The sequence below is a fragment of the Thiobaca trueperi genome (assembly GCF_004342175.1).
Classification (GTDB): Bacteria; Pseudomonadota; Gammaproteobacteria; order Chromatiales; family Chromatiaceae; genus Thiobaca; species Thiobaca trueperi.
The window spans coordinates 126,555-143,759 of sequence record NZ_SMAO01000008.1; the positions used below are offsets into that span (position 1 = coordinate 126,555).

General features: G+C 60.0%; 17 protein-coding genes. 9 read left to right on the forward strand and 8 right to left on the reverse strand.

Going from position 1 to position 17,205, the window contains the following annotated elements; all coding sequences use genetic code 11:
* The first annotated feature begins 67 nt into the window (after positions 1 to 67).
* From EDC35_RS14765 to EDC35_RS14775, 3 genes are all read left to right on the forward strand, one after another.
* Positions 68 to 514, forward strand: coding sequence for a DUF29 domain-containing protein (locus tag EDC35_RS14765; RefSeq protein WP_243651693.1), 447 nt, complete (start codon positions 68 to 70; stop codon positions 512 to 514).
* 262 nt (positions 515 to 776) lie between these two features.
* Entirely contained in the window at positions 777 to 2,078 is a 1,302-nt protein-coding gene (gene bioA, locus EDC35_RS14770) for an adenosylmethionine--8-amino-7-oxononanoate transaminase (protein WP_132978024.1), read from the forward strand.
* Complete coding sequence (locus EDC35_RS14775) at positions 2,075 to 3,286, forward strand: AI-2E family transporter (protein WP_132978025.1); 1,212 nt, start codon at positions 2,075 to 2,077, stop codon at positions 3,284 to 3,286. Before bioA ends, EDC35_RS14775 begins: the two co-directional genes overlap by 4 nt.
* Before the next feature lie 126 nt (positions 3,287 to 3,412).
* Here EDC35_RS14775 and rimO read toward each other — a convergent pair whose 3' ends face one another.
* Positions 3,413 to 4,729, reverse strand: a complete 1,317-nt coding sequence (gene rimO / locus EDC35_RS14780) for a 30S ribosomal protein S12 methylthiotransferase RimO (RefSeq protein ID WP_132978026.1) — start codon at positions 4,727 to 4,729, stop codon at positions 3,413 to 3,415.
* A gap of 157 nt (positions 4,730 to 4,886) precedes the next feature.
* Here rimO and ispH point away from each other — a divergent pair, with 157 nt between their 5' ends.
* On the forward strand, positions 4,887 to 5,840 hold the full coding sequence (gene ispH / locus EDC35_RS14785; protein ID WP_132978120.1) for a 4-hydroxy-3-methylbut-2-enyl diphosphate reductase: 954 nt from the start codon (positions 4,887 to 4,889) through the stop codon (positions 5,838 to 5,840).
* Positions 5,841 to 6,011: 171 nt separating this feature from the next.
* Here ispH and cysZ read toward each other — a convergent pair whose 3' ends face one another.
* The 6 genes from cysZ to EDC35_RS14815 all read right to left on the reverse strand — a co-directional run bounded on the left by cysZ (position 6,012) and on the right by EDC35_RS14815 (position 12,791).
* On the reverse strand, positions 6,012 to 7,196 hold the full coding sequence (cysZ, locus tag EDC35_RS14790; RefSeq protein ID WP_132978027.1) for a sulfate transporter CysZ: 1,185 nt from the start codon (positions 7,194 to 7,196) through the stop codon (positions 6,012 to 6,014).
* Positions 7,197 to 7,207: 11 nt separating this feature from the next.
* The gene (locus EDC35_RS14795) at positions 7,208 to 7,933 is read right to left on the reverse strand and encodes an alpha/beta fold hydrolase (protein WP_341539442.1); all 726 of its coding nucleotides are present in this window, start codon (positions 7,931 to 7,933) and stop codon (positions 7,208 to 7,210) included.
* A complete protein-coding gene (gene folE2, locus EDC35_RS14800) occupies positions 7,930 to 8,781 on the reverse strand; it encodes a GTP cyclohydrolase FolE2 (RefSeq protein ID WP_132978028.1) in 852 nt (283 codons plus the stop codon). Before folE2 ends, EDC35_RS14795 begins: the two co-directional genes overlap by 4 nt.
* A gap of 216 nt (positions 8,782 to 8,997) precedes the next feature.
* Positions 8,998 to 9,999: a type I glyceraldehyde-3-phosphate dehydrogenase gene (gene gap / locus EDC35_RS14805; RefSeq protein WP_132978029.1), complete on the reverse strand. Its 1,002-nt coding sequence runs from the start codon at positions 9,997 to 9,999 to the stop codon at positions 8,998 to 9,000.
* A gap of 104 nt (positions 10,000 to 10,103) precedes the next feature.
* The gene (tkt, locus tag EDC35_RS14810; protein ID WP_132978030.1) at positions 10,104 to 12,110 is read right to left on the reverse strand and encodes a transketolase; all 2,007 of its coding nucleotides are present in this window, start codon (positions 12,108 to 12,110) and stop codon (positions 10,104 to 10,106) included.
* Positions 12,111 to 12,236: 126 nt separating this feature from the next.
* Entirely contained in the window at positions 12,237 to 12,791 is a 555-nt protein-coding gene (locus EDC35_RS14815) for a thioredoxin family protein (protein WP_132978031.1), read from the reverse strand.
* A 225-nt stretch (positions 12,792 to 13,016) separates the two neighbouring features.
* Here EDC35_RS14815 and metK point away from each other — a divergent pair, with 225 nt between their 5' ends.
* Positions 13,017 to 14,207: a methionine adenosyltransferase gene (gene metK, locus EDC35_RS14820; protein WP_132978032.1), complete on the forward strand. Its 1,191-nt coding sequence runs from the start codon at positions 13,017 to 13,019 to the stop codon at positions 14,205 to 14,207.
* A 326-nt stretch (positions 14,208 to 14,533) separates the two neighbouring features.
* Positions 14,534 to 15,034, forward strand: a complete 501-nt coding sequence (locus EDC35_RS14825; protein ID WP_207896261.1) for a DUF3465 domain-containing protein — start codon at positions 14,534 to 14,536, stop codon at positions 15,032 to 15,034.
* A 92-nt stretch (positions 15,035 to 15,126) separates the two neighbouring features.
* Here the strand turns inward: EDC35_RS14825 and EDC35_RS14830 are convergent, their stop codons facing one another.
* Complete coding sequence (locus tag EDC35_RS14830) at positions 15,127 to 15,738, reverse strand: hypothetical protein (protein ID WP_132978033.1); 612 nt, start codon at positions 15,736 to 15,738, stop codon at positions 15,127 to 15,129.
* A gap of 254 nt (positions 15,739 to 15,992) precedes the next feature.
* Here EDC35_RS14830 and EDC35_RS14835 point away from each other — a divergent pair, with 254 nt between their 5' ends.
* From EDC35_RS14835 to EDC35_RS14845, 3 genes are all read left to right on the forward strand, one after another.
* Positions 15,993 to 16,181 (forward strand): Thivi_2564 family membrane protein, encoded by a 189-nt coding sequence (locus EDC35_RS14835; RefSeq protein WP_132978034.1) that lies wholly within the window; start codon positions 15,993 to 15,995, stop codon positions 16,179 to 16,181.
* Positions 16,182 to 16,216: 35 nt separating this feature from the next.
* Positions 16,217 to 16,435: a hypothetical protein gene (locus tag EDC35_RS14840; protein WP_132978035.1), complete on the forward strand. Its 219-nt coding sequence runs from the start codon at positions 16,217 to 16,219 to the stop codon at positions 16,433 to 16,435.
* Between the two features lie 94 nt (positions 16,436 to 16,529).
* Positions 16,530 to 17,150 (forward strand): carboxypeptidase regulatory-like domain-containing protein, encoded by a 621-nt coding sequence (locus EDC35_RS14845; RefSeq protein WP_132978036.1) that lies wholly within the window; start codon positions 16,530 to 16,532, stop codon positions 17,148 to 17,150.
* Positions 17,151 to 17,205 lie beyond the last annotated feature (55 nt).

Genomic DNA, 17,205 nt, shown 5'->3' on the forward strand with positions numbered 1-17,205 from the left:
CTTTGCCTGCTCAGGCGCGGCTCAGTATAGCAGTTTGGATCACGGCAACCGCTTCAGGCAAAACCCCATGGCAGCGATGATGCAATCGACCCTCCACGACTCCGACTTTTATGCGTGGACCAATCAACAGGCCGCTTTGTTGCGTGCCGGAGAGCTGGATTCCGCCGACATCGAACGGATCGCCGAGGAAATCGAAAGCATGGGCCGCAGCGAAAAACGCGAACTCTTCAGCCGTCTCGCCATTCTGCTCATGCACCTGTTGAAATGGCGGTTTCAGCCGACCCTGCGGGGCAACTCCTGGCGTGCCACCATCAAGGTGATGCGGCGCGATCTGCTGCGTCTGCTGGCCGATAATCCGAGCCTGAAATCACAGTTGCCGGAGATGATCGCCGATGCCTATGGCGATGCGGCCCTTATGGCGGCGCGTGAGACAGGTTTGGCTGAAACGGCCTTTCCAGCGGATTGTCCCTGGGGTTTCGAGGAGACGATCTGCGCTGATTTCTGGCCTGATTAAACCGCGCCCGGTGTGGTATGTGATGTTTGGGGATTGAGTCGGCCTTTACAGAATTGACGACCGTTCGAGCGAGCGCGGTTTAAGATATTAAAAATATAAAATTTTAAACCGCGTCCCTACCAATGGCTGTGGATGCGCCAAACATCGAACTCACTCGAAACTCAGCATCTCGCTCTGGACGCGGTTTAATGGAGATGACATCTCCAAAGCTAAACACAAAATGAAAATTACGCATGTCGCGCTGGACGCGGTTTAGTCACTCATGGATCAGGCCGAACTCCTCGCCATCGACCAGGCCCACGCCTGGCATCCCTACACCTCGACCATCGACCGCGATCCGGTCTATCCGGTGCGTGCGGCGCAGGGCTGCCGGCTGGAACTCATGGACGGACGGATCCTGATTGATGGTATGTCGTCCTGGTGGTGCGCGATCCACGGCTACAACCATCCGGTTCTGAATCAGGCGGCACGCGATCAGCTCGACCGGATGTCGCATGTCATGTTCGGCGGTTTGACCCATGAGCCGGCGATGCGTCTGGTGCGCTCGCTGGTGGATCTGACCCCGGAACCGCTCCGGCACGTCTTTCTCTGCGACTCGGGCTCGGTGGCGGTGGAGGTCGCCATCAAGATGGCGCTTCAGTTCTGGATCGCTGCCGGACGACCGGAGCGGCACCGTCTGATGACGATTCGCTCTGGTTATCATGGGGATACCTTCAACGCCATGGCGGTGTGCGATCCGGTCACCGGGATGCACCATCTCTTCAATCGGGTCTTGCCGCAACAGGTCTTTGCGCCTGCGCCGACCAGTCGTTTTGGCGAGCCCTGCCGGCCCGATGACATCGCGCCCTTCGCCGAGCTGATCGAACGTCACCAGCATGAGCTGGCGGCGGTCATCCTGGAACCCATCGTCCAGGGCGCAGGCGGCATGCGTTTTTACAGTGCGGACTATCTGGCCCGGGTCCGCGCACTCTGCGACCGTTTCGATGTACTTCTGATCGCCGACGAGATCGCCACCGGCTTTGGTCGCACCGGGCGTCTCTTCGCCTGCGAGCACGCCGGGATCGCCCCCGACATCCTGACCCTCGGCAAGGCGCTGACCGGCGGTTATCTGACCCTGGCTGCCACGCTTGCGAGTCGTCGGGTCGCGCACACCATCTCATCCGGTGAGCCGGGCGTTTTCATGCATGGCCCGACCTTCATGGGCAATCCGCTCGCCTGCGCGGTTGCCAATGCGAGCATTGCACTGCTCCTGTCCGCTGACTGGCAGGCCAATATCCGGCGGATCGAGCAGGGGCTAGAGGATGGACTGTCGCCCTGTCGCGGGTTGCCGGGGGTGGCGGAAGTGCGTGTGCTCGGCGCAATCGGCGTGGTCGAGATGGCGCACCCGGTCGCAATGCGTGACATCCAGCGCCGCTTCGTCGAGCGCGGCGTCTGGGTGCGCCCCTTCGGGCGGCTCGTCTATCTGATGCCGCCCTATGTCATCTCGAATCCGGAGCTGGATGTGCTTTGCGAGGCCGTCAGACAGGTTCTGGGCCCGGAAACCACCTTGAGACATCAACCATGAATCAACGCACCGTCAACAAGACTGTCATCCTGGTGATGGCGCTGGGGATCTCGGCCCTGTTTCTGTCCATGATCCAGCAGTTTCTCATGGCCCTGTTTCTGGCGGGGCTCTTCAGTGCGCTGGCGCGCCCGCTCTTTCTGTCGCTGCAGAAACGGTTGGGGGGGCGGCGTCAACTGGCGTCGCTCCTGACACTGCTGCTGATGGTGATCGTCGTCCTGATTCCGGCGGTGATGCTGATCGCCGTGCTGATCGGGCAGGCGCTGGATGTCAGCCAGATGATCACCGTCTGGTTCAAGGGCATCCTCAATGATCCGGCCACCTTCATGGCCTATCTGGAGCGTCTGCCGTTTTATGAGCAACTGGTGCTCAATCGGGAGCAGATCCTGCAACAGGCCGGCGAGGCGGCGACCGTGGTCAGCCGGCTGCTGGTGGAATGGGTGTCCTCCGCCACGCTGGGCGCGGCAAATTTTGTCTTCATGGCCTTCGTGCTGCTTTACAGCCTGTACTTCCTGCAACTGGACGGGCCGAAACTGATCGAAAAATTCATCTATTACCTGCCGCTCAAGACCAGCGACGAGCGTCTGATGCTCGCCAAGTTCACCTCCGTGACCCGCGCCACCCTGAAGGGATCGCTCTTCATCGGACTCTTGCAGGGCACCCTGGCGGGTATCGCCTTCGCCGTTGCGGGTATCCACAACGCGGTCTTCTGGGGCAGCGTGATGGCGGTTCTGTCGGTGATCCCGAATGTCGGGGCGGCCATCGTCTGGATTCCCGCCGCCGCGATCCTGATCCTCCAGGGCGATCCTGTTGCCGGCATCGGTCTGGCGCTCTTCTGCGGTCTGATCGTGGGGAGCCTGGACAATGTTCTGCGCCCCATCCTGGTGGGAAAAGACACCAGCATGCATGAGCTGATGATCTTTTTCAGCACGCTCGGCGGCATCCTCATGTTTGGTCTGGCGGGGATTTTTATCGGCCCGGTAATCGCCTCACTGTTCGTCACGATCTGGGAGATGTACGCCATCGAATTTGCCGAGGTGCTGCCGGATGTGCACCCCGAGGGCGATGAGCCGGCGGTGAGCCGGCGCGAAGACGGTGCATCGTCTGAGCCGGATGCGGAGACGGGGCAGGGCGGTGAGGGACGGGGCGAACCAGCGGAACCGTCCGGCCCGGTATCAGACGATCACACCAGCCGGAATAGACAGGATTAACAGGATTTTTCAGGATGGACAGGATTCTCAAATTATTGTTTTTAATCCTGTTAATCTTGAATCATCCTGTTAATCCTGTCCATTGACGGCGTTTCGCGCCGGGTACGGACTTTCCCGGAAATCGCCTCAATCCTCCACAGGCCGCGCCCACAGATCATGGTCGCCGGAATCGAACACCTCGACCTCGATGAAGTCGCCGATCTCGATCTCCCACTCGCCGGGAATGATGACCTCGCCGTCGATTTCAGGCGCATCGGCATAGCTGCGGGCGATGATGGCATCCTCTTCGAGTGCGTCCACCAGCACGGTGAGCCGCTGACCGATCCGTGTCGCCAGCTTGTCGCGGCTGATCTCGGCCTGAACCGCCATGAAGCGTTCCAGCCGCTCCTGTTTAACCGCTTCGGGCACCGGATCGGGCAGATCGTTGGCGGCGGCGCCTGCCACCGGCGAATAGGGAAAACAGCCGACCCGATCCAGTTGGGCGGCGCGCAGAAAGTCCAGCAACTGCGCGAATTCGGCCTCGGTCTCGCCGGGAAAGCCGACGATGAAGGTACTGCGCAGGACCAGCTCGGGACAGATCTCGCGCCAGCGCGTCAGTCGCTCCAGCACCTTTTCGGTCGCGGCGGGACGGCGCATGGCGCGCAGCACTCGTTCGCTGCCGTGCTGGAGCGGCATATCCAGATAGGGCAGGATCAGCCCCTCGGCCATCAGCGGGATCAACTCATCGACGTGCGGGTAGGGATAGACATAGTGCAGCCGGATCCAGGCCGGCAGGTCGCTCAGTGCGCGTGCCAGATCGGTGATATGCGTTTTGAGCGGGCGGCCCTTCCAGAAATCGGGCCGATGACGCAGATCCAGACCATAGGCGCTGGTGTCCTGCGAGACGATCAGCAGTTCGCGGACGCCCGACTCGACCAGCCTTCCGGCTTCGTCGAGCACCTCGCCGATGCCCCGGCTGACCAGATCGCCGCGCAGACTGGGGATGATGCAGAAGCTGCAACGGTGCATGCAGCCTTCCGAAATCTTCAGATAGGCATAATGCGCGGGCGTGAGCCGGACGCCCGGCGACGGCACCAGACTGACGAAGGGATCCTGCGGGGCCGGCAGATGGGCATGCACCGCCGCCATGACCTCGTCCAGCGCATGCGGGCCGGTGACCGCCAGTACCTCTGGATGCGCCTCGCGCACCAGTTCACCGCGCGCGCCGAGACAGCCGGTGACGATCACCCGCCCGTTTTCGGTCAGCGCCTCGCCGATGGCGCCCAGCGATTCATCCACCGCCGCATCGATGAAACCGCAGGTGTTGACGACGACCAGATCGGCGTCGGCGTAATCGGGGCGAATGTCATAACCCTCCGCCCGCAGTTGGGTCAGGATACGCTCGGAATCGACCGTCGCCTTGGGACAGCCCAGGCTGACGAAACCGATGCTGGGCGCGTGCATGCTTGAAGTTTTCAAACTGACCATCCATCGTTTGATTGAGGGGCGTGATTGGGTAAGGATACGCTTCGTCACCCCGGAACTCATCGTCGGCCCGGCAGCCGCCAGGCCAGCGTCGTCATTCATTTCAACACAGCCAGGGCTCCTGCATCTCCCCGCCATGACTATCCTGCTTGCCAATCCCCGTGGTTTCTGCGCTGGCGTCGATCGCGCCATCGCCATCGTCGAACGTGTGCTCGATCTCTATGGGGCACCCATCTATGTCCGCCATGAGGTGGTGCATAACCGCTATGTCGTCGAGGGGCTGCGGCAGCGCGGCGCCATCTTCGTCGAGGAACTGGAGGATGTGCCGGACGGCGCAACCCTCATCTTCAGCGCCCACGGCGTCCCGCAAGCGGTGCGTCAGGCCGCCGAGGCGCGCGGACTGCGGATCTTCGACGCCACCTGCCCGCTGGTCACCAAGGTCCATCTGGAGGTCGCCCGCTATGGCAAGAGCGGCATCGATGTCATCCTCATCGGTCATCGCGGACACCCCGAAGTAGAGGGGACGCTGGGGCAGTGTTCCGGCGAAGGCAGCGCCATCCATCTGGTGGAAACCGTTGCCGACATCGACGGCCTGACCATCCCGGATCCCGAACGGGTCGCCTATGTCACCCAGACCACGCTCTCGATGGACGACAGCCGCGAGATCATCGCCGCCCTGCAAGAGCGTTTCCCCGCGATCCAGGGACCGAAGAAGAGCGACATCTGTTACGCCACCCAGAACCGCCAGGACGCCATCTGCGATCTGGCGACCCGCTGCGATCTGCTGCTGGTGGTCGGCTCGCCCAACAGCTCCAATTCCAACCGGCTGCGCGAACTGGCCGAGAAGCAGGGCTGCACCGCCTATCTGATCGACGGGGCGGAAGACATCCAGCGCGACTGGCTGACTGACAATCCGCGCATCGGTCTCACCGCTGGCGCTTCAGCGCCCGAGATCCTGGTCGAGCAGGTCGTCGCCCGACTCCGCGCATGGGGCGTCAGTGAGGTGGAAGAGCAGGACGGCATCCGCGAGCAGGTGGTGTTCGCCCTGCCGCGCGAACTGGTGGCGAATGCCACCACGAGTGCGGATTAAACCGCGCGTCCACTGAGGCCGCATTCAACATTGGGCGCGCCGATGGTTCCGAGTGCAGCACCGTCGTTTTCTTAATCGTTGTCGTTGTCGTTGTCGAGTCTTCGATTACGACAACGATTACGACAACGATCTAATCCAAAAACATCGCATACCGTGTTGGCGCGGTTTAGATCAATCCAGCAGCACTCGCCGGGCCTCGTTGACCTTCGCCGCCAGATAGTCCGAACCGCCGCGATCCGGGTGCAGTCGCTGGATCAGTCGGCGGTGGGCGTTCTGGATCTCGTCGGGGCCGGCTTCCGGGCCGATGCCCAGGATGGCCCGCGCTTCATTGCCGTCCATGGGGATCAATGGCGGCGGCGGTGCCGCTTCGGGGCGACTGCGGGGCGGCGGTTCGCTGATGCGGTGGCCGCGCTCGCGGGCCAGATAGACCTCCAGTGCCTCGGCTGACTCGGCGTCCGTGATATAGGCGGTCTGCAACAGATCCAGCAGATCCTCGGTCGCCACCTGTTCGAGCAACTGTCCCCGCAGCGGGCCGGCCAGGATCTCGCCGCTGATCCGTCCGGACAGATGATCGATACCCAGCAGGACGTAACGGGTGGCGACCCGCGATTCATGGGTGCCCTGATAGTTGTTTGCGCGCCGGAATTCACTCACCCACATGGCGGTGGCGCCCGCGACGGCGCTCGGCATCAGGATGAAATTGAGCACCGGGACCATGCCCAGACCGGCAGCGGCGGCGCCGAAGCCCAGACTCAGACTGCGCCGGCTCCGCAATCGGCGGCGCATCTCGCGAAATTTGAGACCGTGGTTGCCCATTGGATAGTCGCTGTATTGCACGGCCAGGATCCAGGCAGTGTAAAGGAACCAGAGAACCGGGCCGACCACGGGAATGAGCAGCAGCACCAGAAAGGGAATCGCCCACAGCAGGGCATAGAGGATCTTGACGGTCTCATCGAAGAGTGTCGGCAACAGCTCGGCGAGCATCCGGCGATAGTCGTTGCCCTGATCGAGCGACTGGCCGGTCAGCATCAGCTCGACCTTTTCGGCCAGCAGGCCGTTGAAGGGCGAGGCGATGAGATTGGCGACCAGACTGAAGCTGTAAAACACCAGGACGAGCAGGATCAGGATGAAGATCGGCCAGATGAGCCACTCCAGCCAGCCGAGCCAGCTCGGCAGTTGCGACTCCAGCAGCGCCATCAGCCCCTCGAATTGGGCGATGCCGGCATAGATGGCGGCAGAGAAGACCAGGATGTTGATCAGCAGCGGGATCAGGACGAAGCGTCTGAGTCCGGGGCGGGCGATGAGCCGGATGCCCTGCAACAGATAGCCGGCGCCGGAGATGGGATGAGTGACCATTTTTCAGAACATCACCTTAAAAAGAGGTCAGGCAGGATCGCTGGCGCCTCCAGGATGGGATTATGGCCGACGCCATCCAGGATCCTCAGATCCGTCGCTGGACGCTGTTCGGCCACCTGCCGTCCCAGATAGAGAAACTTCGGATCCTCGCTGCCGGCGATCCACCGCAACTGCCCCGAAAACTGTGCCAGATCATCCCAGAGACTGGGCATCCCGGCCAGCCCGAAGCATTCAAGAGACCGGGCCAGCCCTTCGGCACGCTGGCTCAGACGGCGCGCCCGCTGCCGGTCGAGCAGCGCAGACGGCAAACGGCGTTGACTGGCAAAGAGCGGCTGGCGTTCCCAGGCATGAACGAAGGCCTCGATTCCCTGGAGCCGCAAAAGCTGAATCCATTGATCATCAGCAGCGCGCCGCTGTTCGCGGATAAGCGGATCGGTCAGTCCCGGATGGGCGGAGATGATGGTCGCGGCGCGAAAACGCCGGGGCGCGGCCTGCATCAAACCCAGCGCGATCCGTCCCCCCAGCGAGTAGCCGACGAGGCGGTCGATGCTGTCAGGCAGACGTTCGAGCAGACGCTGGATCGCGTCCTCAAAGCCGCCGGTCGGATCCGGCGCATCACCGTGCCCCGGCAGATCGATGGCCAGACAATCGGGGTCGTCGCCGATGCAGTCCAGCCAGTCCTGTGCGCTGCCAGTGAAGCCATGCAGGAACAGGCAGCGGGGTTGAGCGTGATTCAGAGCGTGGCCTCGGCGATCTGCGCCTCGCGCGCCTTGTCCCGCTCGATCATGGCATAGGCCGAATGATTATGGATGGACTCGAAGTTCTCCGCTTCGACCACATAGGCGAGGATGCGGCGGTCTTCGTTCAGACGACTGGCAACATCGCGCACCATGTCCTCGACGAACTTGGGATTGTTGTAGGCGCGCTCGGTGACGAATTTCTCGTCCGGACGCTTCAGCAGGCCAAAGAGTTCGGATGAGGCCTCGCGTTCGACCAGTTCAATGAGTTCTTCGAGCCAGATGAAGCCGTCGGTTTGCACTCGCACCGTGACATGTGAACGCTGGTTGTGCGCACCGTAAGCCGAGATCTCTTTGGAACAGGGACAGAGGCTGGTGACCGGTATCACCACCTTGACCTCCAGATTCGGCTGACCGTCACGGATCTCACCGATGAAGGTCACCTCATAGTCGAGCAGGCTGGACACCCCCGAAACCGGCGCCTTCTTGTTGACGAAGAAGGGAAAGCGCATCTCGATATGGCCGGCCTCGGACTCCAGACGCCGCGACATCTCGGCCAGCATGTCCTGGAAGGAGGACACGCTGATCTCGCGTTCGTGGCTGTTCAGGATCTGCACGAAGCGCGACATGTGCGTGCCCTTGAAGTCGTGCGGCAGATAGACGGACATGTTGAAGGTCGCGACCGTGTGCTGTTCAAGACCGGAGCGGTCACGGATCCGCACCGGATGGCGGATGTCTTTGATGCCCACCCGGTCGATGGCGATGCGGCGGGTGTCGGCGCTCCCCTGCACATCGGCGATCGCATTGGCCGCCGTCACACGGCAGGTGGGTTCGAGCGATTGCTCCATGGGGTTGGTTTCCTCGGCGGATCGTCAGGCGGTCGGGCCTGATCATTGGGGCAGGCGGGTCAGAAAACAGCAGGGGCGGGCAGGCTGTGATGCTCCAGAGCGTCAACGCCCGGGGACAGCCAACCGGTCAGAATCGGGTCAAGTGGAGCAAAACCCATCATTCCCTGTCCATTGCGGTGAATGATGGGTCTCACGTCCAGCAGGCGTCAAACCCAATTATTTCGCGATGTACTCGACCAGACGCAGCATGTTGCAGGTGTAGCCATATTCGTTGTCGTACCAGGACACGACCTTGACGAAGGTCGAATCGAGCGCGATACCGGCCTCGGCGTCGAAGACCGACGGGGTGGGGCAGCCACGGAAATCGGTCGAGACGACTTTCTCATCCGTGTAGCCCAGCACGCCGGCCAGATCGCCCGACTGCGAAGCGGCTTTCATGGCGGCGCAGATCTCGTCGTACTTGGCTTCCTTGCTCAGCTCGACGGTGAGATCGACCACCGAGACATCGGAGGTCGGCACGCGGAAGGCCATGCCGGTGAGTTTGCCGTTCAGGTCGGGCAGCACCTTGCCGACCGCCTTGGCCGCACCGGTGGAGGAGGGGATGATGTTCTCCAGGATACCGCGACCGCCGCGCCAATCCTTCATGGAGGGGCCATCGACCGTCTTCTGGGTCGCGGTGGCGGCGTGGACCGTGGTCATGAGACCGCGCTTGATACCCCAGTTGTCATGCAGCACCTTGGCGACCGGCGCCAGACAGTTGGTGGTGCAGGAAGCGGCGGAGATGATCGCCTGACCGGCATAGGTCTTGTGGTTGACGCCATAGACGAACATGGGCGTGGCGTCCTTCGAGGGCGCGCTCTGCACAACCTTCTTCGCGCCGGCCTGGATATGTTTCTGGCACGACGGCTCATCGAGGAAGAAGCCGGTGCACTCGATGACCAGCTCGGCGCCGATCTCATCCCACTTGAGGTTGGCCGGATCCTTTTCGGCGGTCAGGCGGATGGGCTTGCCGTTGACGATCATGGTGTGGCCATCGACCGCGATGTCACCCTTGAAGTTGCCGTGGACCGAATCGTATTTCAGCATGTAGGCCAGATAATCGGGGTCGAGCAGGTCATTGATACCGACGACTTCGATATTGGGGAAGTCTTTGGAGATGGCGCGAAAGACCATGCGACCAATACGACCAAAACCATTGATGCCAACTTTGAGTGTCATGCGTGAAAGCTCCTGTGATAAATAAATTTTTCATTAGACAGGATTAACAGGATTGACAGGATTTCTGAAAATCCTGTCTTTTAATCCTGTAAATCCTGTCTAATTCAAAGCACGCTCTGGACCTTGCTGACCAGATTCTCGACGGTAAAGCCAAACTCCTTGAAGAGCGCGCCGGCCGGGGCGGATTCGCCGAAACGGTCAACGCCGAGCACCGCGCCCTGAGTGCCGACATATTTCCACCAGCCATCCGTCACCGCCGCTTCAACGGCGACACGGGCAGTCACGGCCCTGGGCAGCACCGCTTCCTTGTAAGCCGCATCCTGCCGGTCGAAGGCGTCGGTTGACGGCATGGAGACGACGCGAATTGCCTTGTCGGTCATCGCTTCCGCCGCCTTGACCGCCAGTTCGACCTCCGAACCCGTGGCGATGATGATGGCATCGGGGGTGCCGACGCAATCGCGCAGGACGTAACCGCCGCGCGCGATGTCGGCGAGCTGCGTGTCCGTGCGCGGCATGTGGGCCAGATTCTGGCGCGAGAAGATGAGACAGCTCGGCCCGCTCTTGCGCTCAATGGCGAGCTTCCAGGCGACGGCGGATTCCACCGCATCGCAGGGACGCCAGACGCTCATGTTCGGAATCATCCGCAGGGTCGGGATCTGCTCGACCGGCTGATGGGTCGGCCCGTCCTCGCCCAGACCGATGGAGTCGTGGGTGTAGACGAAGATCGTGGGGATCTTCATCAGTGCCGCCATGCGCAACGCATTACGGGCATATTCCGAGAACATCAGGAAGGTCGCGCCATAGGGGATGAAGCCCCCGTGCAGCGCGATGCCGTTCATGATCGCCGACATGCCGAACTCACGCACGCCGTAATAGAGATAATTGCCGGGCGCATTGCTCTTGCCGATACCCTTGCAGCCTTTCCACAGGGTCAGGTTGGAGCCGGCCAGATCAGCCGAGCCGCCGAGCAGTTCAGGCAGCAGCGGGCCAAAGCCGTTGAGTGCGTTCTGGGATGCCTTGCGCGAGGCGATGGTCTCGCCTTTCTCGATCACCGAGCGGATGAAGTCATCGGCCTGCGCCGACCAGTCGGCGGGCAGCTCGCCGGCCATGCGGCGCTTGAACTCGGCAGCCTCAGCCGGATACGCCTTGGCATAGGCCGCGAACCGTTTGTTCCAGTCGGACTCGGCAGCGGCGCCGCGCTCTTTGGCGTCCCAGCCCTGATAAATCGTCTCCGGGATCACGAAGGGCGCATGCGTCCAGCCCAGATTCTCGCGGGTCAGGGCGATTTCCGCCTCGCCCAGCGCCGCACCGTGGCACTCTTCCTTGCCCTGCTTGTTCGGCGAGCCGAAGCCGATGATGGTTTGGCAGCAGATGAGGCTTGGCTTGTCAGCGACCGCGCGCGCCTGTTCGATGGCGGTCTTGATCGCCTCCGGATCATGGCCGTTGACCTTGGGGATCACATTCCAGCCATAGGCCTCGAAGCGCTTGGGCGTGTTGTCGAGGAACCAGGCGGGGGTATCGCCGTGGCCGCGCACCTCGCCATCGATTGAAATGTTGTTGTCGTCATAGATGGCGATCAGCTTGCCCAGACCCAGGGCACCGGCCAGCGAGCAGGCTTCGTGCGAAATGCCTTCCATCAGACAGCCGTCGCCGAGAAACACATAGGTATTGTGATCGACGATGGTGTGATCCGGCTTGTTGAACTGCGCCGCCAGTGCCTTTTCGGCAATCGCCATGCCGACCGCGTTGGTGATGCCCTGACCGAGCGGGCCGGTGGTGGTCTCGACGCCCGGCGCATAGCCGTACTCGGGATGGCCGGGGGTTCTGGAATGGAGCTGGCGGAACTGCTTGAGGTCTTCGATGCCCAGATCGTAGCCGGTCAGATGCAGCAGGGCATAGATGAGCATGGAGCCATGCCCGTTGGACAGCACGAACCGATCACGATCAGGCCAATGCGGATTGGCCGGATTGTGCGTCATGAAATCGTTCCACAAAACCTCGGCGATATCTGCCATGCCCATGGGTGCGCCTGGATGGCCTGAATTGGCCTTTTGCACCGCATCCATCGCCAGCGCCCGGATCGCGTTGGCAAGTTCTTTACGTGAGGACATGCGTCCCTCCTGAAGTGATGACAGAGACCAAAGCGGTCGCCCGAAGCTAATTTATAAGCCGCTAATATTAAGTATTGACGGTGAAAATGACCAGCATTTTCCACCGCCTGAACAATGTTGATCGCGTCAGTCAGCCCGCCATTTGATCGAGCAGCCCATGCTCGGGATCTGCTCCGCCGGGCCGACCCCGGTCTCGGCGACCTGCCGCATGGCCTCGAACAGATCGCGGCGCACGTCGGCGGGCGCGGCCTCCTTGCGGCTGGCGTCGAGCCGGCCACGGTACTGGAGCCCCAGATCCACATCGTAGCCAAAGAAATCCGGGGTGCAGACCGCGCCATAGGCCCGCGCGACAGACTGACTCTCGTCATAGAGATAGGGGAAAGGGAAGCCGAACTGCTCGGCCACCTGTTTCATATGGTCGAAGGAGTCTTCCGGATAATCGTTGACATCGTTGGAACTGATTGCCACGCAGCCGATGCCGTGCACGGCCAGCTCGCGGGCATCGCGTACCAGACGGTCGCGGATCGCCTGCACATAAGGGCAGTGATTGCAGATGAACATCACCAGCAGACCGCGTTCGCCCCGGCAGTCGTCGCGGGTCCAGATCCGCCCATCGACGCCGGGCAGCGCGAAATCCGGTGCGGGGAGGCCAAAGTCACAGACGGGGGTTTCAAGGGCCATCGTTAACCTCCGAGGTCGTCAGTAGGTGAAATCGTCCCGCTCATGGTAACGGAATGGCGGCCGATTCAAAATGAACCATCGGCGGTCGCCGGAAGGTTTCTGACAGAGGGTTCAACCGCCCGCCAGCGGGCGCCCACATCGATTTTACGCTGTTCAGCCAACACGGTATCATCCGCCGCTCCATTAACCGCCTTCGTGGCGCAGCGATCAGGCCACTGATTACCTATGAGCAAGGATTACATCTTTACCTCTGAATCCGTTTCCGAAGGGCATCCCGACAAGATGGCGGATCAGATCTCCGACGCCGTGCTCGACGAGATCTATCGTCGCGATCCCAACCATGCCAAGGCGCGCGTCGCCTGCGAAACCCTGGTCAAGACCGGTTTCGTGATGCTGGCCGGCGAAATCACGGTGACGGATGCCGATCTCAAGATCGACTATGAAAAGGTGGTGCGCCGCGTCGTCAAGGAAATCGGCTACGACAACTCCGATGTCGGCTTCGACGGCAACAACTGCGGCGTGCTCATCGCCCTTGGCGAGCAGTCCAGAGACATCAATCAGGGCGTCGATCGCGAGACCGAAGAGGCGCAGGGCGCGGGCGACCAGGGCCTGATGTTCGGCTACGCCACCAACGAAACCGACCTGCTGATGCCGGCCCCGATCGACTACGCCCACCGGCTGGTCAAGCGTCAGGCCGAAGTGCGCAAGAACGGCACGCTGCCCTGGCTGCGTCCCGACGCCAAATCGCAGATTACCGTGCGTTACAGCGACGGCAAGCCGGTCGCGGTCGATGCCGTGGTGCTCTCCACCCAGCACAGCGAGGATGTCAGCGAAAGCGTGCTGCACGAAGCCGTGATGGAAGAAATCATCAAACCCGTGCTCGGCGACACCGGCTGGCTCAACGCCGGCACCAAATATCACATCAACCCCACCGGCAAGTTCGTCATCGGCGGCCCGGTCGGCGACTGCGGCCTGACCGGACGCAAGATCATCGTCGATACCTACGGCGGCATGGCCCGTCACGGCGGCGGCGCCTTCTCCGGCAAGGATCCGTCCAAGGTTGACCGTTCGGCGGCCTATGCCGGCCGCTATGTCGCCAAGAACATCGTCGCCGCCGGGCTGGCTGACAAATGCGAAATCCAGGTCTCCTATGCCATCGGCGTCGCCGAGCCGACCTCGGTGTCCATCGACACCTTCGGCACCTCGCGCGTCAGCGAAGCCCGCATCATCGAACTCATCCGCGTCCACTTCGACCTGCGTCCCTACGGCATCATGCGGATGCTCGATCTCACCAACCGTGACCTGATCAAGTATCAGGACACGGCGGCTTATGGCCACTTCGGACGCAATGAGCCTGGGTTTACCTGGGAGCGGACTGATAAGGCCGATGAACTGCGCGCCGCCGCAGGGATCTGATTCGGATTTGGTAGGGCGGAATAGCGTAGCGTATTCCGCCGTATGGAGCTAAATGCCGGTTTTAGAGACCGTGGAGATGGGGGCGGCTGCCTGCGGGCATCCGCCTGACGGCTTTTAATCACGATGGGACAACGGGTAAGGGCAATTGGTCACGAAACCCATCAATTCGCGGACCCGGATGCCATCATCGATCGTCCTCTTGAAATCAAGCGTTTTTTCGTCTTCCCGATCCTGAAATTTCAATGCAGGAAAATGATGGGTTTCGCTGCGCTCTACCCGCCACGCGCGCCTAACCTAAACCTGCAAGGCCGAAGATTGCACCAGCCATGAATTTTGAGTGGGACGAAACCAAGGCACGTAGAAAAGTTTCAGAGGGTCAGCAGATGAAAAAATACGCCATCATTTTATTAGCAAGTCTGTTCATTACATGTGTGTCAGCCGCAACATATGCGTACAACCTATCGCCGCAGGAAAGCGCGTCTTTAGTAAAAAGCTCAGATTGGATTATAAAGCAAGCGTTTCTCACTAAGAAAAGCGGCCTGCAAGTGCAGGGGCAAGGTGTTGTAACGCGATTGCTAACTGATGATCTATCGGGGGATCGGCATCAACGTTTCATTCTAAGGCTCAGCAGCGGCCAGACGTTATTGATGGCTCATAATATTGATATCGCGCCGCGATTGGCTGAATTGAAAGTTGGCGGCCTCATAATTTTTTATGGGCAGTATGAATGGAACAGTCAAGGTGGATTAGTACATTGGACGCACCACGATCCTGACAGTAAACATATCCACGGCTGGTTGAAATACAAGAACAAAACATACCAGTAATCAAGCAAGATAATTATATCCACCAGAAACAAAAGTCAGAAATGATTCGATCAGAGATAAACCAATCGAATCATTTCACCGGATGCGGCTGATTATTTTCCGTATTTCATTTTTGCAGCATCCTGGCAGCTATCCTTTTCATCATCTTTCAACGCATCGCACTTTTCCTTCGCGACCGCATAATTTGCCTCCAGCTTGTCTGTTGCCGCTTCCTGGCGCGCCTCGGTCATCTCCGCTTTTTCCTTCATGCCGGTCTCGGTATATTCCTTGCCCGCCGTCTTATTCGCATTTAAAACCTTTAATTCTGCTTCGGCATCCGCCTTGATACGGGTCTCAACCGCTTTCGCTTCCTTCATGCAGACATCCTGATCGTTACCGCTTTTGTTCTGGCAGGTTGCGCTGGCGACAGCATAGTCCGCCTCGGCCTTGGCGACGACCACGTCATAATCATGCTTTGCAGAGGGTTCGTGACGGGCTTCCAATTCGGCTTTGGCAACATTTTTATTGCTCTTGGCGGCAGCGATACAGATATCCTGCTGCTTGCCCGATTGCGAATCGCAGTTTGCTTTATCTGCTTTGTATTTGTCAGCGATCGTTGCCTCGGCGGCCTGATAGTCGTCTTTCGACATGGTCTGCGCCATCATGCCGGCACTGAAAATCAGACCAACTGCAACAGCGATGGCGGTCATATTGAATTTGTTCATGCGTTTTACCTTTCTGTTCTGGATGGTTGAAAGCGTGACGAGCGACAGCGACGGCTTCCGCGACTGGATCAGGGAAGTTCGAACGGCAGACTATTTTAAAATCTCGCGGCGATCAGTTCGTTAACGCACATAAAACCACTTTGCTTTCAAACAGGAAAACATGGTGTCTCTGTGCGATAACGAACAGACGTCTCCTGTGCCGCGACTTATCCTGCGTCTGTCAACCGTCCGTTCAACCTTGCAGGAGAAATTTTATGACTTTGATTTCGTTGGTGATAACGCTTGCGGTTGTTGGCCTCATTCTGTGGGTGATCAACAATTACATCCCGATGGACGGAACCATCAAAAGAATCCTCAATGCAGTCGTTGTGATCGTTGTGATTCTCTGGCTGTTATCCGTTTTCGGGGTGATTGGACCCATAGCCGGGATGCGGATCGGATAATTTCCTGAAAAATCAATCGCAAGAGGGTGGGCGAAATGAACGCAGTCAGAATTTCAGCCTTTGCGCTGATCATTGCTGGTGGGTTGGGCCTGGCCTATGGCGGGTTCAGCTATACCAAATCGACTCAGCAAGCTCAGGTTGGCCCGCTTGAATTGACAGTGAACGAACAGGAAACGGTCAATATCCCGATCTGGGCTGGCGTGGCGGCGATCGCGGTGGGTGCGCTATTGCTTGTGGCGCCGCGTAACAGCTAGCAGCGATTTCTTGATCATTCGACCGATAGGCCCGGCTTTCACGCTCACGGAGTGAGATGGAACACGTCATCAACCTGAAACAGAGAGGCTCGATATGACAAACACATCCGGTTTGAATCTGATTGCTGTCGCGCTGATAGTCGGTGGCGGCGCGTTGCAATCGGCCAGTGCGGAGCAGATTTATCAGGTGCCTGTATTCATCCTTGGAGGCAGCTCGCCGCAGGTGGCCGACGCCAGCCAGAGCTATGGGATTCGACCCGCAAAGGATCCCGCCTCGCCCATGCCGTCCGACTCCGGATCGCCTATGTCGCCACCCCCGGATGATGTGCTCGGTGGCGCGAACAGTCCGCAGTCAATGGATCGCTCATCGGAAATTCAGAAAGATGATGGCGTTCGCTATGTCTCGGGTGGCATTGGTGAAAGCGAGCGCACCGAACTCGCGGCGGTGTCGAATCAGTTCAATCTGCATTTGATGTTTGCGAAACAGGGGAGTGGTGAATATCTCTCAGCGGTTCGGGTGACGATTTCGGATGCGCGCAGCCAACAGATCCTGACTGCCGAATCGAAAGGCCCGCTGTTCTTTGTTCAACTGGCGCCGGGCGACTACAGCGTGGAAGTGACCCCCACCGGTGAAGTCGGCCATGGTGAGGCCCAGCGCAAGACCGCGCATATCGGTGGCTCGGGCCAGTCGCGGCTGGATTTTTACTGGCGTTAAATCGCGCTCCTTTAGCGTGAATTGTTTTCGCGCTGGATCGATTTCGCGTCAATCA